Below are 21,436 nucleotides of genomic sequence, written 5' to 3' on the forward strand. Positions count from 1 at the left end.
CAGAAATGACGAAATAAGGGCTCCTGAGTCCGATTCAAGAGAAAAAGCAGACTTTTTCATAAAATAACGTCTTCTCTGTCCGCATCACTCAGAAAATAGCCCTGGCTCCCCCTCTTGCGCAGCCTGCAACCTATCTTTATTCAGCTGCCAAGCCCATCCCCTAAACACAACAAATACACACGAAATGTATACCAAAAAACACCCCTTAATCGAGGTGTTTTCATTATGATATCCCCTTATTCATGACTCTATTTCACATTGGCCCGCATATACGTCCGCTTGCCCTGCGCATCCTTCAAATAAGGCCCCAGCCCGGCAAAACGCGAGTGGTCGACATAAACGCCAGTCATCCAGCGGCCTTCGGTCAGGCCTCCGTTCCACTGCAGCACCAGATCGGGAGCAGCGATCCATTCCTGATACACCCGGATGTTCGTTTCCTGATATTCTTTGCAGCGCTTGCCGTTTTCAATCAGACGCTGTTTGCTCAGATAGGTAGGGACGAAGTATGTCGAGATTGTATCCAGATCGGCCTCATCCAGAAAAGCTTCCTCACCCAAATAGGGCTGGAAGAGCACGGTATTTTCATACATCGACCAAATCACGGCTTGCAGCACCATGCTCTGCCGGATGCCATTATGAAAGGTGAATCTGCGCTGATTCCCTGAGGATGGAAAAGCCGGACCTGCCGAAGGTTCCAGGCAATGACGCTCACAACCGATGTTTTTCCAGCCCGCCTGGCTCTGAATCCATTTTTGAAAAACACTGCCGGTAGCGTTATCCCCTTTATATAAGGAAGAGATGATTTCATAAGGTACCCCAATCCAGTCGTTCCACAAGGAATCGGGAAGGTGGCTGTGAAGCATGAACAGCACTTTGTCATAAATTAGCTGCACCCTGATTGAAGCACTCTCCAGTTCGGCAACATCTTTTTTTCCATAGGTTATTTCCCGGGAAAACAAGGTGGTTGTCATCTTCCTCGCCTCCTAAAAGTTTTGTTGATTATAAAATATATACTTTTTTTGCTAGTGTCACCATGTTCAACTATATCCGCATTATCATGTGCCATTCGCCATACGACAGAGATAGGCAGCAACTTTTTTCTATTATATTATATTCTGACATGTTATGTGCATTTTTATTTTGCGGCTGTTTGAAAAAAGCCCCGCTCTCCACATTCCGGAAAGGGGGCTATCTACAGGACATTTAAGCAGGGTTATTCGACCCAGCTCTCCGCCCAAGACTGAATCTGCTGCATAACCGGCTCAAGCGCACGGCCTTTGGTTGTCAGTTCATACTCGATGCGTACGGGTGTTTCCGGGTACACATGGCGTACCAGAATTCCTTCACACTCCAGGTCCTTCATTCGTTCGGACAACATCTTATCGCTCATCGACGGGATTAGACCGGAAATATCCTTGAACCGTTTGGGTCCGCTCATCAATGTCTGAATAATAAGTCCATTCCAACGTTTACCTAAGAAGGAGAAGGCCGATTCGAATCGAGGGCACATCGTCAATTGATGTTCTTCCATTATTCTCACCTCTCACTTTCGAAACTTACTATAAGTTAGTATATATAATTTTAACACATTTATAACACAATGAACATCGTTTGGCAAAAAAAAGTTCAATCCTATAAGTCTTGCCGCGGTTTCCTCCCCGCTATCGCCTCAGACACAACATAGGCAAGATCATCATTGCTGTACAGGGACAGCACCCCAAGCACAGTATCGTCGGAAATAAACCCGGCCTCTTCAATCGGCACAGTCAGGGACAGCGCATGGCTCAGCGCCGCATTTCCTTCCTGCTGCGGATAGGCTTGAAGATACAGAGCATGCGGGTCCAGCTTGTTGTTCACACACCACTGGGCAAAAACCAGGATCATCATTTCCTCATCCCGCTTATAGCTCTCGATGATTTGTTCTTCCGTTGATTTGCGGTAATCATCCATGTTGTTTCCTCCTTTCTGGTCCCCATTAATCAGCTAATTTCGCTGCCAGCTCATGGCTGGGCAGGATGGATGAAGCAGATATGCCGCATTGCGCTGGTGTGTCCATGCTGCTCAAAAAATGATTCACCGCACCACTGAAACCCCTGCGTTCAAGCACGGTATCCCAGCTCCCGAAATTCTGAATGCGCGGCAGTGAACCTTTCTCGTACAGCGTGGCCCGTTCCATATCCACAACCTCTACAGACCTGCCATTGCCGTGCAGCTCCAGCTTCTCCAGGTCTGCACCCGCATCCCGTACCATGCTGTACACACCGGTCGCACCCTGATTCCAGCCCAGCATCCCGGAAGACTGCAGCAGCCGGCCTGCAGCATCAGCTTTCAGACTGCTGTGCAGCAGTTCAGCGTCTTCCCCGCATAACCAGAGCAGCAGATCCAGCATATGGATCAGGTCGTCATGGACAGTCTCACGGCTGCTGCCGGATTGCAGCCTGGTCCGGTGCTTGAACGCCTGGCAGGCGCTGATGCCGCCTGTTGTATCCAGCCAGGCTTTGGCGGCCGTATACATGGGCGCGTAGCGGCGGTTGAAGCCCACACCCAGAAGCAGCCCCTTCTCTTCAGCGAAGCCGGCCATCCGGCGCGATTCTTCCAGATCATAAGACAGCGGCTTGTCCACATATACTGATATTCCATGATTTAAACATTTCATAACAATATCATAATGTGTCGGGGTTGGGCTATGCACAAATACCGCATCCGGCCCCCAGGACAACAGCTCATTCAAATCCGTAGTGCCTCTGGGAAAACGGTAAGAATGGACTGCCCCCTGCACAGTAGACGGCGAATGGCTGAGCACACCCACCACTTCTACCTGATCATGGCGGGAGAGCAGCGGCAGATAGACTTTGCGGGCGATGTCGCCGAGGCCAACCATCGCCACCTTAGTGCGTTCGGTAATTTCCATAAGAATATCTCCTTGGCTGTCTGTAGTTCCTTTTAGACGTATTATACCGTGACAAGCCGCAGCGACAAATGATCTTTGCTTCATTAAATGCTTTTTTTTCAGTATGATGAGATGAATGAGGGACAGAAAGGGCATAGTAGAATGAGAAAATGGCTGACGGTATTGCTGTATGTTTCGGGGATTATCCTCGCGTTTATCTACAGATATGACATCCTGGCCTGGCTGCGTCAGGACCACAATGCGCTTCTGGGGCTAAGTGCCGCCGCTTTACTGGCGCTCTTCCCTGTGGTGCCTTATAAGCTGATCATCGGGATATACGGTTATGCCTACGGAAGTCTGACCGCTGCGGTGATCTGCTGGAGTGCCTCCACCCTGGCCGGGGCGGTTATCTATGGCATTGTTAAATACATGTTCCAGGAAAAAGCCAGTAAATATCTGGCTTCTGTGCCTGCCCTGGGCAAATTCACATCTGCCGTGCAGCGGAGGCCGTTTGCCGCTGTAGTCCTCGCCCGGCTGGCTCCTGTCATCCCGCAGATGGCGGTCAACATTTACGCAGGGGCTGCCGGTTTACCCTTTTGGAGCTATCTCGCCGCATCTGGGCTCGGCAAAATCCCCGGCATCGCCTTATATGCTTTTCTTGGAGGCCAGCTCTTCAGCCATCCGCGAAGCGGGCTGATGGCAATCCTGGTATATGTGGTTGTGCTCGCTCTGGCTGTATTAGCGCTCCGCCCGCGGTCGCTTTGGACCAAGGAATGACTAAATAGGCTTGGAATGGCGGCCCGCTGGCAGGCTGCGCCTTTTTGTTTTATAATTACATTGTGATCTATTTAATTGCAATCTATGAATGGAGGGATATTCATGAGTGATGTTCAATCTGACAATATAAGCAGTAATACGGAAAAAGCCACATTTGCCGGGGGCTGCTTCTGGTGCATGGTATCTCCTTTTGAAGAACTGCCGGGGATTGTCGAGATCGTATCCGGGTATACCGGCGGACATACCGTTAACCCGACCTATGAGGAGGTTTGCTCAGAAACCACGGGACATGTGGAAGCGGTGCAGATCACCTTTAATCCCGATATTTTCCCATATACCAAGCTGCTGGAGCTGTTCTGGCAGCAGATTGATCCAACCGATGCCGGCGGGCAGTTCTATGACCGCGGAACTTCATACGGTACCGCTATTTTTACCCATTCCGAAGCGCAGCGGCAACAGGCGGAAGCCTCAAAGGCGGCACTCCAGGCCAGCGGGCATTTCTCCGCTCCGATTGTGACGCCCATTCTGCCGGCCAAGCCGTTTTACCGTGCAGAAGAGTACCACCAGGGTTATCATCACAAGAATCCCGGCCACTATAAACGGTACCGCCAGGGCTCCGGCCGGGACGCCTTTATTGAGGAGCACTGGAAGCACAAGGAAGATAAGGCCAGTCTGAAGGATCGGCTGACCCCGCTGCAATATGAAGTCACTCAGAACAATGCGACCGAATCCCCTTTCCGCAACGAATTCTGGGACCATCACGGGGATGGCATCTATGTGGACATTGTATCCGGAGAGCCGCTGTTCAGCTCCCGGGACAAATTTGATTCCGGCTGCGGCTGGCCCAGCTTCACCCGTCCGATCCGTGATTATTCGGTCAAAGAGAAAACAGATCTCAGCCATCTGATGATCCGCACCGAAGTCCGCAGCAAAACAGCCGATTCCCATCTTGGGCATGTCTTCAACGACGGCCCCGGCCCAAATGGCCTGCGATACTGCATTAACTCAGCGGCATTGCGTTTTGTTCCAAAAGAAGACTTGGAGAAAGAAGGCTACGGCGAATACCGCGCGCTGTTCCAACATGCTTAATTAACCGTATCAACGTACACGGCTGAATCTTAAAACGGCTGCACCGTCCTCCAGAGGACAGTGCAGCCGTTTTTGATTTGAGGACTATCCCCCTTCCAGTGTTCCGATTCCCAGCCTTACCGCCGAGATTGCTTATATTAACTCTACTTTTTCCCGCTATTCGCTCTTCAGTAAGCTGTTTGCGTCTATTTAAGTGTACTAATTCCAACTCGCTTTCCTGCCACAACCCGTGGCCCTGTCCATGGTTTCCAGGTTTCCGGCCTCCTCCTGCACACATATTACTCCGGCTTTTGATCGTCAAACTCATCTTCAACCTGCGCAGGTGCAGGCTGTTCATCCGCCTTTTGCGGCTTCGGCTGATGCGGCTCCCGGTTGGCCATCCGCGTGCGCTCCACCTTTTCATGATCCCGCGGCTTGGCTTTTCTGCGGAGCCAGAGCACAACCAACACCACAATGGCAGCTATAATCAATACCGGGAATGCGGCCGCCAGGAAGATGAAGATCCACTGAAACATTACGGATAACGCGTGCAGACTGCCCTGAAGCGCATCCGAAGCCCGGTTCATCAGCGGGCCTTGTTCTTTTGTCTTTGTAATATTCAAGCTTTCATCGGTCTGATACAAGCGAAGCTCAACTGTTGAAAATGAGACATTCTGGTCAATATAGCGCATTCTGCCCTTGATCGTCTCAATCTCTTCCTGAATGGCGCCGAGCTGGTTCGCAAACGCTACGAGGTCGGCGGATTTGGTTGCCTTTTTCATAAACTCGATGTACTGGCTCTCCATCAGCTGCTTGGCTTTGAGGCGCGACTCCAAATCCACATATTCCTCTGAAACATCCTGACCCTGAATCTGACGCTGAAGCTTTTCGTTTTTGATTTTTTCCAGGCTGCTTAGAAAGGGGGAAAACCCGGACGCCGGCACCTTAAGAATAAAGGTTCCGCCCCGCTCATACTCGGATGTGCTTTCCGAAAATTCAATTATATAGCCATTGGCAAGGGTCACCATATTCCGGACCTCTGTCTGCGCCGCAGCGTAATCCTTCACTTCCATGGTGAGATTGGCGTGATAGATCAGTTTTTTGTTCAGTCCTGCCACAACGTCGCTTCCTGTAAAACCAGCCGTTCCCTTTGACGTCTGCGCTGCGTCCATGCTGTCGGCAGCTGAATTTCCACCCCCGCCCTTGGTCCCTTTGGCGGCAGGTGCCTCAGCTTCAGAGCTCATAGACTGCTCTGCAACGTCTGCTGATGCGTTCTGCGCCGCACCGCCGTCTACGCTGGCCTCCGTACTGGCAGTATCCGCCTTCATAAGCGAATTCCCCGCAGCATCGTTGTTTTCTCCAGACCCGCACCCTGCCACAACCACAGCAAACATCAATAATCCCAATAGATAAAACAGATAATGCAGACCCCTTTTTTGCATCCTCATTCCTCCAAAAGTGTAGTGGAAACTCCGCTTCTGTTGTGCAGATTGCTGACGCGTAAGCTTTTTGTCTCTTGGCTTTCCGCGTTATACTCTTTGACGATCCAAAAGCTGGAAGGTTGCAGAAAAGCAGTAAATTTCCCAGTTTGGCAGTCCCGGTTCCCCCGTTTGCTAGCGTTTGCATGATTTGCTAAAATAAGGTGTCTGTAAAGACGGGAAACACCAATAACCCTATATCCGCAAGGAATAAGGGTTAGGTTCTGCCCGGACAAGCTCCACCTTGCCGGTCAGATCATGCTGGTTCGGCTGCTGCCCTTCCACGACAAGGGGAGGTGAGGCCCTCATGGCAAAAGACGTACAATGCGCAGTGAATTCCTGCACCTACTGGGCAGAGGAAAACAGATGCAATGCCGAATCCATCTTTGTGGCCTACCACAGTTCAAAACAGCCTTCAAATGCTGAGGAAACAGACTGCCAAACCTTTGAAAGAAAATAAGCCCAGGTTAGAAGGGACCCTCCACGGTCCCTTCTTGCTTATTCCCATTCTAGCAAGATTGAGAATGATTATCAAGCGTTATTCTTCCGCACATTTGCCGCTGCCAGCACCATGTTGCGCAGCGCCGCTTCTGTCTCCTCCCACCCCCGTGTCTTCAGCCCGCAGTCCGGATTAATCCAGAATTGTCCGGCATCCAGCACACGCAGGGCGCGCTCAATATTTTGAGTCATCTCCTCTACTTCCGGTACACGGGGGCTGTGAATATCATAGACGCCCAGGCCAATTCCTTTATCATAGTCATCATTTTCAAAAGCAGCGATCAGCTCCCCATGGCTGCGCGAGGTTTCAATAGAGATGACATCGGCATCCATGGCCGAAATGGCCCCGATCATATCGTTGAACTCGCTGTAGCACATATGGGTGTGCACCTGCGTGGTATCTTTTACATGATTGGTTGCCACCCGGAAGGACCGCACCGCCCAATTGAGATAATGCTCATGGTCCTCTGCCTTCAGCGGCAGCCCTTCACGGATCGCCGGCTCATCCACCTGGATCATCTCGATGCCGGCATCCTCCAGCGCCTGCACTTCATGACGCAGGGCCAGCGCGATTTGCTTGGCGACCTCTTCACGGCTGAGATCATCGCGGACGAACGACCAGTTCAGGATCGTTACCGGACCGGTCAGCATCCCTTTTACCGGGAGCCTTGTCAGCGACTGGGCATAGACGCTCTCCTTGACGGTCATGGGCTGAATAAAAGCGACATCCGCATAGATGACCGGAGGCTTCACACAGCGGGAGCCGTAGGACTGCACCCAGCCATTCTGGGTGAACAGATAACCGGCCAGCTTCTCACCGAAGAATTCGACCATATCTGTCCGCTCGAACTCCCCGTGGACCAGCACATCCAGGCCCAGCTCCTCCTGAAGGGTAATCGCCTCCGCGATTTGGCGGCGGACGAACGCGTCATAGCGCTCCTCGTTCCATACGCCTTTGCGCCATTTGAGACGCGCCTGCCGCACCTCTGCCGTCTGCGGAAAGCTGCCGATGGTTGTCGTGGGCAGCAGCGGCAGCTTCCACTTCGCCTGCTGCAGCTTCACGCGCTCTGCAAAAGGCAGGCTGCGGCTGTCCGGAAGCGCGTCCAGCCTGCGGACCTGCTCCGCTACATCCTGGCGTCCGCGTTCAGGAAGGGCGCGGAAGGCGGCCAGCGCTTCACGGCTCTCCGCAAGCTGCGCCGCAGCGTTACCGTTCCCGCCGCCGGCGGCTGCAGCGAGCAGGCCAAGCTCTGCCAGCTTCTCGTCAGCGAAGGCCAGTGCCTGCTTCACGGCAGGTTTCAGCTTGCTTTCGCTCTGCACGGTTACCGGCACGTGCAGCAGGCTTGAGGATGGCTGGAGAATCAGCCGGTCCAGCGGGACATGGGCGGCCAGCTTCTGGATCAGGCCGAGCTTGGCATCAGGGTCGGCGCGCCAGATGCTGCGCCCGTCAATAATGCCGGCACCCAGCCATTTATCAGCCGGCCAGCCAAGGCGTTCAACCGCTTCCAGATTGGCGCCGCCATCATGGACGAAGTCGAGGCCAATGGCTTGTACCGGCAGCTCCAGCAAGGCTTCCAGCGGTTCCGCCGCTTCAAAATAGGTCTGCAGGATCAGCTTCAGCCCGGGAACTGCTGCGGAAATCGCACCATATATGGTCTTCAGCAGCTCTATATCTTCCGGAGCCAGCCCGGTAACGACCGCCGGTTCGTCGATCTGCACCCAGGCAACACCCTCCTGCTCCAGCTCTTGCAGCAGCTGAATATAAACCGGCAGGAACCGCGCAGCAACTTCTCCGGTTTCCGCTGCCGGGAACCCCTTGGACAGCTTCAGGAAGGTATAAAGTCCAACTATAACCGGCTTGCCTTCAATGCCAGCCTGCGTTTTAGCGAAGCGGTAGGCGGCCAGCGGTTTGTTCTCTGTAAGCTGCGGGGTTAGGCTGCCGATTTCAGGCACGATGTAGTGGTAATTGGTATTGAACCATTTGGTCATCTCACAGGCCGGGGCGGATGCGCTGCCGCGGGCCATGGCGAAATACAGATCGAGCGGAACGGCCCCGCCGTTATAAGCATAACGCTGTGGAACAACGCCGAACATTACAGCGGTGTCCAGCACATGATCGTAGTAGGTAAAATCATTCACCGGAATCAGATCGATACCGGCTTTTTGCTGCGACTGCAGATGCTGAAGCTGAATTCCAGCCATTTGGGCAAGGAAATCCTGCTCACTCACTTTGCCGGACCAGTAGGCCTCCAGCGCTTTTTTCCACTCGCGGTTTTTACCGATTCTCGGGTACCCCAGATTGCTGGTAGTAATCTTGTTTGTCATGATATTCTGCTCCTCATCTATCCCTTTTTGTTCATTCAAATCCAAAGTGTTCTGCACTTCATCCCTTAATCTGATGCCATCATACTGTACCCCTTTCGCCATCCGCAACAGATTCCGGTGTCTGGGCGTTATACACATTGGCTATAGCAAAACAGCAGCTGGCCGGATATTGCACTTGAACCTGGATAGAACTCATGCCAAAAGAACCCCGATAAGCCCTTGTCCAAAAAAGGCGGTACCCTTCAACGAGGGCACCGCCTTTTTATTCTTTTCTATTCTAGAACCACACCAGGTAAACCACCGCAGCCAGAATAATCCGGTAGATAGCGAACGGCATCAGCTTGATCCGGTTGATCAGCTTCAGGAAGAAGCGCATGGACAGCAGCGCGAACAGAAAGGCGCTGATGAACCCGGCAATGAAGAACGGCAAGGCATCCAGCGTGAAATACTGCCAGTTCTTCAGCAGTGAAATCAGGCTGGCACCGGCCATGATCGGCACCGCCATAATAAAGGTGAAATCGGCAGCGGCCCGGTGGCTCATGCCGAGCAGAACGCCGCCGGAGATCGTTGATCCGGACCGCGAGAAGCCCGGCCAGAGCGACAAGCACTGGATCAGTCCGACCGATAGCGCCTGCCTATATGTAATTTGATCGACACTCTCCGCTTTGATCTTTTTGGGGGCGAACAGGTCCGCACAGATCATCAGAATAGCTCCAACGACCAGGCCGATCAGCACCGTAGCCGTTGAGAATAAATGCTCATCAATATAATCCTCGAACAGAAATCCCAGCACGCCGGCAGGAATGAGGCCTACAATGACCTGCGCCAGCTTCAGCCGTCCCGCAGTTTCAACGGCCGGCTGGCCTTCCGGCACCGCTGTCAGCTCCTTGCGGCTGAAGCGCTTCAGGCCCAGCAGATCAATGAACCGGTTGCGGAAGATCACCACTACGGCCAGGATTGAACCCAACTGGATCACGACTTTGAAGGTGTTAGCCGTATATTTTCCGAGAAAATCCATCGATTTCAGCCACATATCATCGACAATAATCATATGGCCGGTGGAGGATACCGGAGCAAATTCGGTCAACCCTTCTACAATTCCGAGAATGATAGCTTTAATAATAGTCAGCAGCTCCATGATTCTCCTCCTAAAAGTTTTGTGAGCATTGCTTCCTGAATTTTCTTCGTACAAAACTCGCTTCGGAAGCATTTACTTAAGTTTTGTGAGCATTGCACCCTGAATTTTTTTCGTACAAAACTCGCTTCGGAAGCATTTACTTAAGTTTTGTGAGCATTGCACCCTGAATTTTCTTCGTACAAAACTCGCTTCGAAAGCGTGACCTTGATTGGTATTTGCTAGCTGCGCGCCTTCCCTGCGGTACGGCGTTTGCGGAGATACAGCAGACCCAGCACGAGAATTCCTCCGGCAAGCAGGACATATACAACACTGGAATACGTGTCGATATAGCCTCCAATGTCCTCCCACGACTCGCCGAGTGCAGCCCCCAGGAGGATCAGAAGAGTATTCCAGCCCAGCGTGCCGATCGCCGTAAACAGCATGAAGAGTCCAAACTTCATTCCCGACATGCCTGCCGGAATCGAGATCAGGCTGCGCACCAGCGGCACCATCCGGCAGAACAGCACTGTCCAGTAGCCGTATTTGTCAAACCAGGCATCCGCTTTGCGGATATCGCTTTTGTTGATCCGGATCCATTTGCCGTAGCGGTCCACGATCCGCTCCATTCTGCTGACATCCAGCAGCCGGCCAATCCAGTACAGAATCACCGCTCCAAGCAGCGAGCCTGCCGTTGAGGCGATCAGCACACCGGGAATCGTAAGCCCGGAAGTCGTGGTCATAAATCCGCCAAACGGCAGGATGACCTCCGAGGGAATCGGCGGGAATATATTTTCCAAGGCCAGCATCAGAAAAATTCCGGCATATCCGAACTGCTCCATGATATCTGTAATCCATGTTTTCATTCGTGTCCCTCCGTCTAGATGAGATTTTTCTTGAGGTTGCGCAAATAGCGGCTGCGGATGAAGAAGAAGTACAGCGTCTGGGCAGCCAGATAACCGGTCAGTACTGCCCCGGTCTCGGCAGCGATGGATAGATAGAACAGCCGCTGCAGCGCAATAAAGGCAAACAAGCTGTGCAGAACCGCCAGCAGCACCGGAACAAAAAACATAAGTGCCAGCTGCAGCGTGGCAATGCGGTCCAGCTCCCGGTCGGTCAGGCCCATTTTGGACAGGGTCGAATACTGCAGACGGTCATGGTCCAGGTCCATATAAAGACGGAAATAGAGAAAGCTGCCTGCCGCAATGAAGAACACTGTCCCGACCAGCAGTGAAGCGAACAGCATCGTGCTGTACAGCGTGCGTTGAATTTCGAACAAGGTGCCGCTGATTACGACAGCAAAAGGGGACTTTGCTTCATAGGGCACTTTTCCTGTGGCGGCCAGCTCTGAGGCTACCCCTGTTGTCCGGGGAAAATCCTCCATATAGAACCCGGTATACCAGTCCTGGTGCACCGGGACAATTCCGTTGTACAGGCTGTCGCTGACCACGAGTCCGCTGAAGTCCCCGCCGCCTCTGCCGTCCAGCTCCGGAAGCAGATATTCCGCAATGGGCACATGCTGCGTATAGCCAATCTCTTGAATCTGGATTCCTTGCTTAAGCGAGTAGGTTGCCTTGAACCGCGCAGCGGTCAGGCTGCGGTCACGCTGGGAACCAATCATCACCAGTCCTTTATTCCCCTCAAGAGGAGGCTCGTCTGAGATGAAGCCTGCATGCCGCAAGGCAAGCTTGTAATTACTGTATGACATCAGCGGGAGCTGTTTTGTATGGTCAGGACCGGTCTGTGAGACTATAGCCGCGTATTTGAGCGGAATCCGCAGGGTTTCGTAAGGCAGGTCTAACCGTTCCAGCTCTGCGGTAATCCCCTGCAGGTCCTGCTTTTCCGAGGAAACGTACCCGCCTCCCTTAGCCACATAACCGACAGCCGCAGGATAATCCAGCTTCAGCTCCCGTGACAAGGTGTGGATCGAGGCAAACACCCCGACCGAGGTAAAGGAGACCGCAGATACAATGGTGACCATAAAAAACATCCGGCCATTATCCTTCCAGCGGTACGAAAGCCCCGAGAATGTTAGGATATGCGTGTGCTTCCAATAGAAGCGCCGGAGCTTCCGCAGCACCCCCACAATATACAAGCTGAGCTGTGTGTAAAAAAGATAGGTACCAGAAACCGTGATCAGCACAACAGGAAACATCATGATTTCTACAGTTGCGGCTGTTGTTGCAGCTGCCAGAGCATAACCGGCCAGCAGCAGCAGACCCGATAATAACGCAAGCCCGCCCGATACCTTAGGCTCTGTTTCCCCTCTGCCTCCGCCCCGGAACAAGCCGTGCGGCGATTCACTGCCGATGAAGGCAAAGGTCAGCAGCGAGATCAGCATAAACAGCAGGACAAAGCTGCAGATCGTCAGCACCGGTGCCTGCCAGGACAGATGGAATTCCAAAGGTTCGATACCCAGGAAGCCGGACCCGATCATCAAAAACAGCTTGCCCAGCAGCAGTCCAAGCAGCGTGCCGGTGAGGATGGCTAAGCTGCCGATCATCATATTTTCCAGAAAAACCATCAGCTTCAGCTGCCGCTTGGTCATGCCGTGCATCAGCAGAATGCCGAATTCCAGCTTGCGCGATTGCAGGAAGGAGCCAACCGACACAAGCACGAACAGGGAACAAAAAAGATAGATGATTGCTTCGGCCGCCATCATGGTTCTGGCCGCTGCACCGAGAATCATATCCTGCGAAATGGCCGGATGGTAGATAAACAGTGCACACAGAAAAAAGACCATGACCGAAAAAGCACTGCTGACGAAATACGCGGCATATTTCCGCTTGTTCCGTGCTACATTCCTATAGGCGAACTGCCGGAAGTTCATGGCCCGCGCCTCCCAGCAGCGACAGCATGTCGATAATGTTCTGGAAGAAGGCCGCTCTGCTGCTGCCCCGGTACATCTCGCTGTGAAAGCGCCCGTCTTTGATGAAGATTACCCGGTGGCAAAAGCTCGCGGCTACGGCGTCATGTGTGACCATAAGTACCGTCGTTCCTTCTGCTCCATTCACTTCTGCAAGCAGGTTCATGACTTCGCCGGCGGCTTTCGAGTCCAGGCTTCCTGTAGGCTCATCGGCCAAAATCAGCGAGGGCCGGTGGATCATTGCCCGGGCGATGGCCACCCGCTGCATCTGTCCGCCGGAAATTTCGCAGGTCCGCTTGTCCAAAAGTGCACGGATGCCGAGCCGGTCAGCCACCTCCCCAAGCCGTTTCTCCATTTCCTTCACTGTGAACCCGGCCAGCGTCAGCGGCAGCACAACATTCTCCTCCACGGTTAGTGTGTCAAGCAGGTTGAAATGCTGGAAGACAAACCCCAGCTCCTTACGGCGGAACAATGCCTTGTCCTTGCTCCCCAGCTCCCCCGGGTTCCGGCCATTGACCATCACTTCCCCTGAGGTCGGCTCATCAATTGTGGCGATTACGTTAAGCAGTGTGGTTTTACCGCTGCCCGAAGGTCCCATAATGCCCACGAACTCGCCTTTCTCCACAGCAAAGCGAATATGGTTCAAGGCGTGAGTCGAAACCTTGCCTTCATATATTTTGGATAAATTGTGGACGTCTAATATGGGCAAGTGCTTCCGCTCCTTCGATCGCCTGGATTACCTTTATTATAAAAACTGTAAACTGCAGCTGCCATTTCTGAAACTTACAACCACCTTACAGTATTGTAAGCCGGGAACATTATGGTCACATTCAAGCTGTCGAGGAAAGTGGTTGACATTCCGCCGCAGAACGCTTATATTTACATGCATGAGCATGCATTTAATATTACACGAGGAGAGATTAATTATGATGAAGGACTTATTCACCCCCTATGAGCTGCAGGATTTGAAATTGAAAAACCGTGTCGTTATGCCCCCCATGTGCCAATATTCCGTTGCCAATAAGGATGGCATCGCCACGGATTGGCACTACAATCACTATGTAAGCCGTGCGGTCGGCGGTACAGGACTTATTATTATGGAGATGACCGATGTCGATCCGGATGGCCGGATTACCGATTATGACCTTGGAATCTGGTCAGATGATCATATTCCCGCATTGGCAAGAATCGTTGAAGCGTGCCACTCTTATGGCGCCAAGGTAGGCGTACAGATTGCCCATGCCGGACGTAAAGCCGAGGATGCTCCGCTACCTGTAGCCCCTTCCGCCATTCCTTTTAGTGCCGAGTATAAAACTCCGCGCGAGCTGACCACTGAAGAAGTAAAGGCAATGGTTCAGAAATTCCAGGCTGGCGTTGAGCGGGCCGTTCAGGCCGGTTTTGATGTCATTGAGCTGCACGGGGCACACGGTTATCTGATCCACCAGTTCCATTCCCCTTTGACCAATAAACGGACGGATGAATATGGTAAGGACCTGACGCGGTTCGGCAGAGAAGTCATCCAGGCGGCCAAAAAGGTAATGCCGGAGGGAATGCCTCTAATTATGCGTATTTCCGCACAGGAATATGTGGAAGGCGGCTACGGCCTCCGCGAGAGTGTGGAGATCGGCAGAGCGTATAAGGAAGCCGGAGCTGATATTTTCCATGTCAGTGCCGGTGGTGAAGGTGCTATTGCTGCTGAAGGCAAACCGGGAACTCACGCTGCCTATCAGGTTCCGCTTGCCCGTGCGTTCAAGCACGAGCTGAATGTTCCGGTGATTGCCGTCGGACGTTTGGATGAGGCTGTGCTGGCTAACGCGGTTATCGGCAACGATGAAGCCGATCTGGTCGCTGTGGGACGGGGCATGCTGAGAAACCCGTACTGGACCCTGGAAGCCGGTGTACAGCTCGGCAAGGACGCGGGTCTGCCCAAGCAATACGAGCTTGGCTTCCCCCGTTCCCGAAGATAAGACTTACGCCCGTAAGGTATGTTCTAACGCCATTTCTTATACAAAACGGGACCCGGAGTGTTATAATAGACAAAAATTTATTATATAAATTGAACTTAAAAAATTAAGATAAGAGAGGGAAAGTGGCGGAGGAGAAGTTTGGAACTGTAGAGCGTTAGCGTTCGCCTTTGTATCCGGATACCATCCGCTAAAAGCGGAATGAATGAAGAAATCTGGATATTGGCAGCGGCCGGAAGTCCAAACCTCCTCTGGGGTCACGACCCATCCTAAAATACAAAAATCATAAGTTCAGTTTATATAGGCATCCTTTGGCATACATCCGGGAGAGGAATGGTATAAATGAAAAATCCCCTTGAAGGCGGGCTGATCACCAGTTGGCTAAGCTTAACTCATATACAAATGAAGGTTGCGGGTGAACTGGAAGCGAAATTGCAGGAGAACTTTGGATGGTCGCTCAACGAATTCTATCTGATGTTCTTCCTGTCCGAAGCGCCGGAGAAGAAGCTCCGCCTGCAGCAGCTGGAGGCGATGGTCGGGCTCAGCCAGAGTGCCGTCTCCAGGCTGGTCAGCCGCTTTGAAGCGAAGGGCTGCGGGGCACTGCAAAGAACGGTATGCGACGACGACCGCAGAAGTATCTATACCTCCCTGACCCCTCTCGGCCAGGAAAAGGTAGACCGTGCACAAGTGACGGTGAACGAGGTGCTTCATGAAGCTTTTCCCCGTGCGGAAACCAAGCTGTTGCTGGAGCAAATGCTGCAGCTCCCGCAGCAATAATGCCCAAGCCGGGCTTCCCCTTATAAAAACCTGCTGTCTCATACACGAGGCGGCAGGTTTTTGTATAATTACTTTTCACCTATCCTGGGGTTGCGGTATCCGCTGTGGTCAGCCGGTTAAATGGATGAGTCGACCTGGTCGACGGCCTCAGCCTGCTGGATAGTCTTGATTTTCCCTTTTGCCACAAACAAAAGTTATCTCAAAACATAATCCGCACCGTAGTCCCCTTTTCCACCTCCGAGGAAATTCCCACCTCATGCCCCAGCTTGCCGCAGATCTGCTTCACCAAATAGAGGCCCATCCCAGTGGATTCCTGGAAGCTGCGCCCGTTGACTCCCGTAAAATAAGCATCGAACACACGCGGCAAATCGCCGGGCGGAATACCCACTCCTTCATCACGCACCTCCAGTACTGGCCTGCCCTGCTCCCCCGTATATCCGTAAAAATGCACAAACCGCCCTTCCTCCACCGTATACCGCAGCGCATTGGTAATGAGCTGGGTCAGCACAAAGGACAGCCATTTTTCGTCTGAGGTAATGAGCAGGCCGTTCTCTACCGTAATGGCCGGGAATACGCGTTTGCGGATAAACAGCCGTTTCTGCTCCGAGGTCACGCCCCGCACAACCGCCGCAAGCTCCAGCCGCTCCACATAGAAATCATGTTCGAAGGTATCCAGGCGGGCTGTGTAAAGCACGGTATCCAGCCCTTTCTTGAGCCGGTCCAGCTCATCCCCGATGGCCGTAAAAGGAGGCCCGTCCTTGCCCTGGATGATGAGGTGGATGACCGACAGCGGGGTCTTCATGCCATGCACCCACTGGTTAATGAAGTGAATATGCTCCTCCAGCTTGTGGCGGTAGCTGTGCAGATCGTTCTGGTACAGGCGGAACTGGTGGGCCAGCAGTCTGCGCAGGCTCTCCGCCAGCGGAGAGCTCTGGGCAGGTCCGCCGGAGTCATCCAGCGAGGCGGGGAGATTCAGCAGACGTTCGTAAAAGGAACGGTTGGAGAAATAGCGGTACGCCAGATAAGCCAGCAGCAGACAGGTGCTGAGCAGGCCTGCATACAGGCTTACGTTCACTCCGCTGCTTCCGTCCAGACGGTACACCAGGGTGATCATCAGGAGCTGAGCCAGATAGATGACAATCAGAGGCGACTGTTCACGCAAAAAGAGCTTCATGCTACGCCTCCCCCCAGTTCTCGCACAGCCTGTAGCCTTGACCGCGGACAGTCTGCAGACCGTCCGCAATATCCAGGGCCGAGAGCTTTTTGCGCACCCGGGTTACGTACACATTCAGCGTATTGTCATCGACAAAAGCCTGGTCATCCCAGATTTTCTCCAGCAGCCGGTCGCGGGTGACGACAGTGCCCGCTTTTTGCATCAGCTCGTCGAGAATTTTGGCTTCGGTGTGGCTGAGATCAATTTTGGCACTCCCGCGGGACAGAACCAGCCGTTCAACATCCAGCATCAACCCCGCTACCGTAAGGCTGCGCTCCGTGCCTCCTCCGGCATAGGAGCCGTAGGCCCGGCGGAGATGGCTTTTGATTTTGGCGAGGGCAATCTCATAATCAAACGGCTTCGTGATGTAATCATCGGCTCCGTTTTCCAGCGCCATCACCTGATCCATTTTGCCCTCACGGGCAGAGATGAACAAGATCGGGCAGGTGGAGAGACCGCGGATTTGGCGGCACCAGTAATACCCGTCGAATTTCGGCAGATTCACATCCAGCAGCACCAGATGGGGGGCAAACTGCTCGAACTCCATCCGGACTGCTTCAAAATCATGCACTGCCTGCGTCTCATAGCCGAATTTATGTAAATAATCCTGAAGCAGCATTACCAGTCCACGGTCGTCTTCGATAATAAAAATTTTGAACATATCAGGCCTCCGGTTTGCAGCATAAGCCCGTTTAGGGGTTTGCCCCATAATATATACAGTCCCTTGCGAGTAGTCAAATTAGGGGGATGATGATTGATGGCGTGGAATATATAAATCCTTATAGTTTAAAATAGTATTGCCCACATGAAATCTGTGGTGTTCCAGCCAGCTCCTGTTGAAGATATTCATATGATTCCGGTATGATTGTAGTTTGTGCAACAGAATTGTTCCTCTATGGGATTAAAACGCAATCTGCTGTATTTCCTGCAATTGGTTTCTGTGATTTCGGCTTTATGGGTGCAATTCAGGAGATTTTGCTGCACAACCTGCAATAGATTCTATTTTCGCTTAAACTTGGGGGCAATCAGCTGCAGATATTGCAATAGATCAGGTCTCGGGTATACATTTTAAGCAGCTATTTGGCAGCTATCCCCTAACCATTTCAATTTTCGCTGGATAGGCGACAATCTTACACTGCGTTAATTCATTTACGCCAGGAGGTACTTTAGGATGAAGCAGAACAAATACGACGAGGCCGGTTTTTTTGCCAAATATAGCGCAATGCCCCGCTCCACCGGGGGACTGGAGGCTGCCGGAGAATGGAGCACCTTCCGCTCCCTGCTTCCTGATTTACACGGTAAAAGAGTACTGGATCTCGGCTGCGGTTTCGGCTGGCATTGCCGGTATGCCCGCGGGCAGCATGCGGAATCTGTGGTGGGCATCGACCTGTCCGAAAAAATGCTAGAGCGGGCCAGGGTGATGACAGATGACCCCGGGATCGAATACCGCCGGGGCGCGATTGAGGACATCCGGTTCGCTGCGGGCGAATTTGATGTGGTGATCAGCTCACTCGCCATCCACTATGTCGAGCGGTTCGATCTACTCTGCCGCGAGGTTCAGCATTGCCTTCGGCCGGGCGGCAGCTTTGTGCTCTCCGTGGAGCATCCCATCTATACTGCGCTCGCCGCGCAGGACTGGCACTACGGTCCGGATGGCGCGAAGCTCCATTGGCCGCTGGACCATTATCATGATGAAGGCCCGCGCGAAGCCAGATTCCTTGAGGATGATGTGATTAAATATCACCGCAATATAGCGACTTATCTCAATACGCTGATCAACTCCGGCTTCACAGTCACGAAGCTCTCCGAGCTTCAGCCGACCCCGGAGATGCTGGAGCAGTACGCCGCCTGGCATGAGGAGCTGCGCCGCCCCATGTTCCTGCTGCTCTCGGCAGTGCGAAATTAGCAGGGCTGCTGATGTGGTTGCAGGTGCGGGTGCAGACATAGGTGGAGACATAGCTGGAGAAGACTGACGCAGACATAGTCGCAGTTGCGGTTGCAAACATTGTTGGAGAAGACAAACGCAGACATAGTCGCAGTTGCAGTTGCAAACGTAGTTGGAGAAGACTGACGCAGACATAGTCGCAGTTGCAAACGTAGTTGGAAAAGACTGACGCAGACATAGTCGCAGTTGCAAACGTAGTTGGAAAAGACTGACGCAGACATAGTCGCAGTTGCAAACGTAGTTGGAAAAGACTGACGCAGACATAGTCGCAGTTGCAAATGTAGTTGGAAAAGACTGACGCAGACATAGTCGCAGTTGCGGTTGCAAACATTGTTGGAGAAGACTGACGCAGACATAGTCGCAGTTGCAAACGCAGTTGGAAAAGACTGGCAGACATAGTCGCAGTTGCGGTTGCAAACGTAAGTCTGAGAAGGAACAAAGCGGCTTCGCCGTCCTTTAGCTTCACTGGACTCTGGTGCTCTTTGATTTCAGTATAGCGTTACCTGGAGAACGACTTCTATGAATCTACGGCAACTCCAGTTGGAACCCATTTCACCAAGTTGCCCACTTCTGGTCTAATCAAAGGTATTCATATCTCTCATTTCACCCAGTCACCCACTTCTGGTCTAATCAAAGGTATTTATACCTCTCATTCCACCCAGTCACCCACTTCTGGTCTAATCAAAGGTATTCATACCTCTCATTTCACCCAGTCACCCACTTCTGGTCTAATCAAAGGTATTTATACCTCTCATTTCACCTAGTCGCCCACTTCTGATCTAATCAAAGGTATTTATACCTCTCATTCCACCCAGTCATTCACATCTGGTCAAATCAAGGGTATTTATACCTCTCATTTCACCCAGCCACCCTTTGCCGCTACAACAACGGTACTTCTGCCGTTGTTGTAGCGGCGAATCGGACTCCGGCATTCTCACCGCATGGCATCGTTAGGAAACCATTATTGACCGCGGAATTTGTGTGGTTTCCTGCCGGAAACGATGAGTTCCCTTCGCGATCTTTCTGCGGCTAATGCCGACCAGATAACCGTTATTGGGGAGGATTGTCCATTCCGCCATTCCGCCATTCCGCCATTCCGCCCTTTCGCCCTTCCGCAGGACAAACGGACGGAGGTTCCGCGAATTGTCGCTGGAATATCCTGTTCGCCTTTACATCGTGCAATCAAAGTGCTACGATACAAACATGACGTTAACGTTATATTCTATTGTGAAAGGAGTGATCAATCATGGACCGCATGCGTATCGGCGAGTTGACAGAGCGGGCAGGGGTTACTCAGCGCACGGTCCGCTACTATGAGAGCATCGGATTGCTTCCTTCAGGGGAGCGCGAGGGCAACGGTCATCACTACTACACGGAAGAGACGGTCGCCCGTCTGCGGAAGATCGATCAGTTGAAGACGCTGGGCCTAAGCCTTGAGGAGATCCGGGACGTAATCGGGCTCTACTTCACGGACCCTAGCGGGATACAGCCGAAACGAAAGGTTCTCGGCCTGCTGCACCAGCATCTGGCCGACACAGATAAGAAGCTCGAAGCACTGGGGCAGTTCCGTGCCGATCTGCAATCCCATATCGAACGCTTCGAGCGGTGGCTCGAGACCAATGATCGAGCCTAAATTTTTTTACTCAAAACATGACGTTAACGTTATGTTTCTAAAATTTCGAAGGAGGAATTATATTCATGAGCGAAAACATTGGATTTATCGGACTCGGTCTGCTCGGGCTGCCCATCGCAGCTAATCTGCTGCAAGCGCGGTATGCGCTGACCGTATACAACCGCACCGCGGACAAAGCGAAGCCGCTCGTGGCCCAGGGCGCGTTGCAGGCAGCCCGTCCCGCCGACACCGTGACGGCCGGAGGCATTGTCGTTACCCTGGTGTGGGACGATGAAGCACTGGAAAGCATCGTCGGAAGCGAGGATTTCCTGGAGCGGCTCGGACCAGGCGGCATTCACGTATCGATGAGCACGGTGTCGCCGGATACGGGCAGGAAGCTGGCGGACTTGCACGCGCGGCATGGCTCCGTCTATGTCGAGGCGCCCGTCTTCGGGCGGCCCGAGGCGGCCGCTGCCAAGCAGCTGTGGATTCCCGTAGCGGGTCCGCAGGAAGCGAAGGAGCGGGTGCGGCCAGTGCTGGAGGCGATGGGAGCCAAAGGGATCTTTGACTTCGGTGAAGAAGCAGGGACGGCCGTGCTCGTCAAGCTGATCGGTAACTTCCTCATCGTCTCCGCCGGACGCTCGCTGGAGGAAGCACTAGGCATGGCCGAGCGCGGCGGAGCCGATCCCAAAGCGGTGGCCGAGATGCTTACGAGCACGCTGTTTCCCGCCCCCATCTATCAATCCTACGGTAAAATGATCGCCGAGAAGACAGCAAATCTCTCCGAAAGCAAAATTCCGCAGAAGGATGTCGGCCTCTTTCTGGCGGCGGCGCAAAACGCGCATTTCCCCGCTCCGCTCGCCGGTCAGCTGCTTGATATGCTGGAGGGCGGAGATCGGAGCAGACAATAAA

20 protein-coding genes are annotated in these 21,436 nt (G+C 52.9%); 8 read left to right on the plus strand and 12 right to left on the minus strand.

Translation table 11 applies throughout. The features are described 5' to 3' along the window. Positions 1-248: 248 nt before the first annotated feature. From PGRAT_RS21055 to PGRAT_RS21070, 4 genes are all read right to left on the minus strand, one after another. On the minus strand, positions 249-971 hold the full coding sequence (locus tag PGRAT_RS21055) for a hypothetical protein (RefSeq protein ID WP_025702948.1): 723 nt from the start codon (positions 969-971) through the stop codon (positions 249-251). 242 nt (positions 972-1,213) lie between these two features. Beyond that, the gene (locus tag PGRAT_RS21060; protein WP_025702950.1) at positions 1,214-1,531 is read right to left on the minus strand and encodes a winged helix-turn-helix transcriptional regulator; all 318 of its coding nucleotides are present in this window, start codon (positions 1,529-1,531) and stop codon (positions 1,214-1,216) included. A gap of 101 nt (positions 1,532-1,632) precedes the next feature. After that, positions 1,633-1,950, minus strand: a complete 318-nt coding sequence (locus tag PGRAT_RS21065) for a protein YxiS (RefSeq protein ID WP_025702951.1) — start codon at positions 1,948-1,950, stop codon at positions 1,633-1,635. A 25-nt stretch (positions 1,951-1,975) separates the two neighbouring features. Then, on the minus strand, positions 1,976-2,911 hold the full coding sequence (locus PGRAT_RS21070) for a Gfo/Idh/MocA family protein (protein WP_042267174.1): 936 nt from the start codon (positions 2,909-2,911) through the stop codon (positions 1,976-1,978). Positions 2,912-3,052: 141 nt separating this feature from the next. Between PGRAT_RS21070 and PGRAT_RS21075 the strand changes: the two genes are divergently transcribed. Then, positions 3,053-3,667 (plus strand): TVP38/TMEM64 family protein, encoded by a 615-nt coding sequence (locus tag PGRAT_RS21075; RefSeq protein WP_025704768.1) that lies wholly within the window; start codon positions 3,053-3,055, stop codon positions 3,665-3,667. A gap of 102 nt (positions 3,668-3,769) precedes the next feature. Further along, positions 3,770-4,756: a peptide-methionine (R)-S-oxide reductase MsrB gene (gene msrB / locus PGRAT_RS21080; protein WP_042267177.1), complete on the plus strand. Its 987-nt coding sequence runs from the start codon at positions 3,770-3,772 to the stop codon at positions 4,754-4,756. Positions 4,757-5,034: 278 nt separating this feature from the next. Here msrB and PGRAT_RS21085 read toward each other — a convergent pair whose 3' ends face one another. Next, a complete protein-coding gene (locus PGRAT_RS21085) occupies positions 5,035-6,177 on the minus strand; it encodes a DUF4349 domain-containing protein (protein ID WP_025704770.1) in 1,143 nt (380 codons plus the stop codon). Positions 6,178-6,520: 343 nt separating this feature from the next. Here PGRAT_RS21085 and PGRAT_RS32550 point away from each other — a divergent pair, with 343 nt between their 5' ends. Continuing rightward, positions 6,521-6,673, plus strand: a complete 153-nt coding sequence (locus PGRAT_RS32550) for a DUF1540 domain-containing protein (RefSeq protein WP_081758705.1) — start codon at positions 6,521-6,523, stop codon at positions 6,671-6,673. 71 nt (positions 6,674-6,744) lie between these two features. Here the strand turns inward: PGRAT_RS32550 and metE are convergent, their stop codons facing one another. From metE to PGRAT_RS21110, 5 genes are all read right to left on the minus strand, one after another. Further along, on the minus strand, positions 6,745-9,033 hold the full coding sequence (gene metE, locus PGRAT_RS21090) for a 5-methyltetrahydropteroyltriglutamate--homocysteine S-methyltransferase (protein ID WP_042268233.1): 2,289 nt from the start codon (positions 9,031-9,033) through the stop codon (positions 6,745-6,747). Positions 9,034-9,310: 277 nt separating this feature from the next. Beyond that, positions 9,311-10,171 (minus strand): undecaprenyl-diphosphate phosphatase, encoded by an 861-nt coding sequence (locus tag PGRAT_RS21095; protein WP_025705270.1) that lies wholly within the window; start codon positions 10,169-10,171, stop codon positions 9,311-9,313. Between the two features lie 218 nt (positions 10,172-10,389). Next, complete coding sequence (locus tag PGRAT_RS21100; protein ID WP_025705271.1) at positions 10,390-11,013, minus strand: DedA family protein; 624 nt, start codon at positions 11,011-11,013, stop codon at positions 10,390-10,392. Between the two features lie 14 nt (positions 11,014-11,027). Further along, positions 11,028-12,977 (minus strand): ABC transporter permease, encoded by a 1,950-nt coding sequence (locus PGRAT_RS21105; RefSeq protein ID WP_025705272.1) that lies wholly within the window; start codon positions 12,975-12,977, stop codon positions 11,028-11,030. Further along, positions 12,952-13,722 (minus strand): ABC transporter ATP-binding protein, encoded by a 771-nt coding sequence (locus PGRAT_RS21110; RefSeq protein ID WP_025705273.1) that lies wholly within the window; start codon positions 13,720-13,722, stop codon positions 12,952-12,954. The genes PGRAT_RS21105 and PGRAT_RS21110 overlap by 26 nt, the downstream gene beginning before the upstream one ends. A 220-nt stretch (positions 13,723-13,942) precedes the next feature. Between PGRAT_RS21110 and PGRAT_RS21115 the strand changes: the two genes are divergently transcribed. Both PGRAT_RS21115 and PGRAT_RS21120 read left to right on the plus strand, forming a co-directional pair. Then, positions 13,943-14,980, plus strand: coding sequence for an NADH:flavin oxidoreductase/NADH oxidase (locus tag PGRAT_RS21115; protein WP_025705274.1), 1,038 nt, complete (start codon positions 13,943-13,945; stop codon positions 14,978-14,980). A gap of 339 nt (positions 14,981-15,319) precedes the next feature. Continuing rightward, positions 15,320-15,754: a MarR family winged helix-turn-helix transcriptional regulator gene (locus PGRAT_RS21120; protein WP_025705275.1), complete on the plus strand. Its 435-nt coding sequence runs from the start codon at positions 15,320-15,322 to the stop codon at positions 15,752-15,754. A 199-nt stretch (positions 15,755-15,953) separates the two neighbouring features. Here the strand turns inward: PGRAT_RS21120 and PGRAT_RS21125 are convergent, their stop codons facing one another. Both PGRAT_RS21125 and PGRAT_RS21130 read right to left on the minus strand, forming a co-directional pair. Further along, positions 15,954-16,928: a sensor histidine kinase gene (locus PGRAT_RS21125; protein ID WP_025705276.1), complete on the minus strand. Its 975-nt coding sequence runs from the start codon at positions 16,926-16,928 to the stop codon at positions 15,954-15,956. Position 16,929: 1 nt separating this feature from the next. Beyond that, a complete protein-coding gene (locus PGRAT_RS21130) occupies positions 16,930-17,628 on the minus strand; it encodes a response regulator transcription factor (RefSeq protein WP_042267180.1) in 699 nt (232 codons plus the stop codon). A gap of 510 nt (positions 17,629-18,138) precedes the next feature. On the opposite strand from PGRAT_RS21130, the gene PGRAT_RS21135 reads away from it, so the two are divergent. The 3 genes from PGRAT_RS21135 to PGRAT_RS21145 all read left to right on the plus strand — a co-directional run bounded on the left by PGRAT_RS21135 (position 18,139) and on the right by PGRAT_RS21145 (position 21,435). After that, positions 18,139-18,873, plus strand: a complete 735-nt coding sequence (locus tag PGRAT_RS21135) for a class I SAM-dependent methyltransferase (protein ID WP_025705279.1) — start codon at positions 18,139-18,141, stop codon at positions 18,871-18,873. Positions 18,874-20,158: 1,285 nt separating this feature from the next. Beyond that, positions 20,159-20,545 (plus strand): MerR family transcriptional regulator, encoded by a 387-nt coding sequence (locus tag PGRAT_RS21140; protein ID WP_025705280.1) that lies wholly within the window; start codon positions 20,159-20,161, stop codon positions 20,543-20,545. Positions 20,546-20,610: 65 nt separating this feature from the next. Next, positions 20,611-21,435, plus strand: a complete 825-nt coding sequence (locus PGRAT_RS21145) for an NAD(P)-dependent oxidoreductase (protein WP_025705281.1) — start codon at positions 20,611-20,613, stop codon at positions 21,433-21,435. Position 21,436: the final 1 nt, after the last annotated feature.

The sequence above is a fragment of the Paenibacillus graminis genome, from assembly GCF_000758705.1.
GTDB lineage: Bacteria > Bacillota > Bacilli > Paenibacillales > Paenibacillaceae > Paenibacillus_AQ > Paenibacillus_AQ graminis.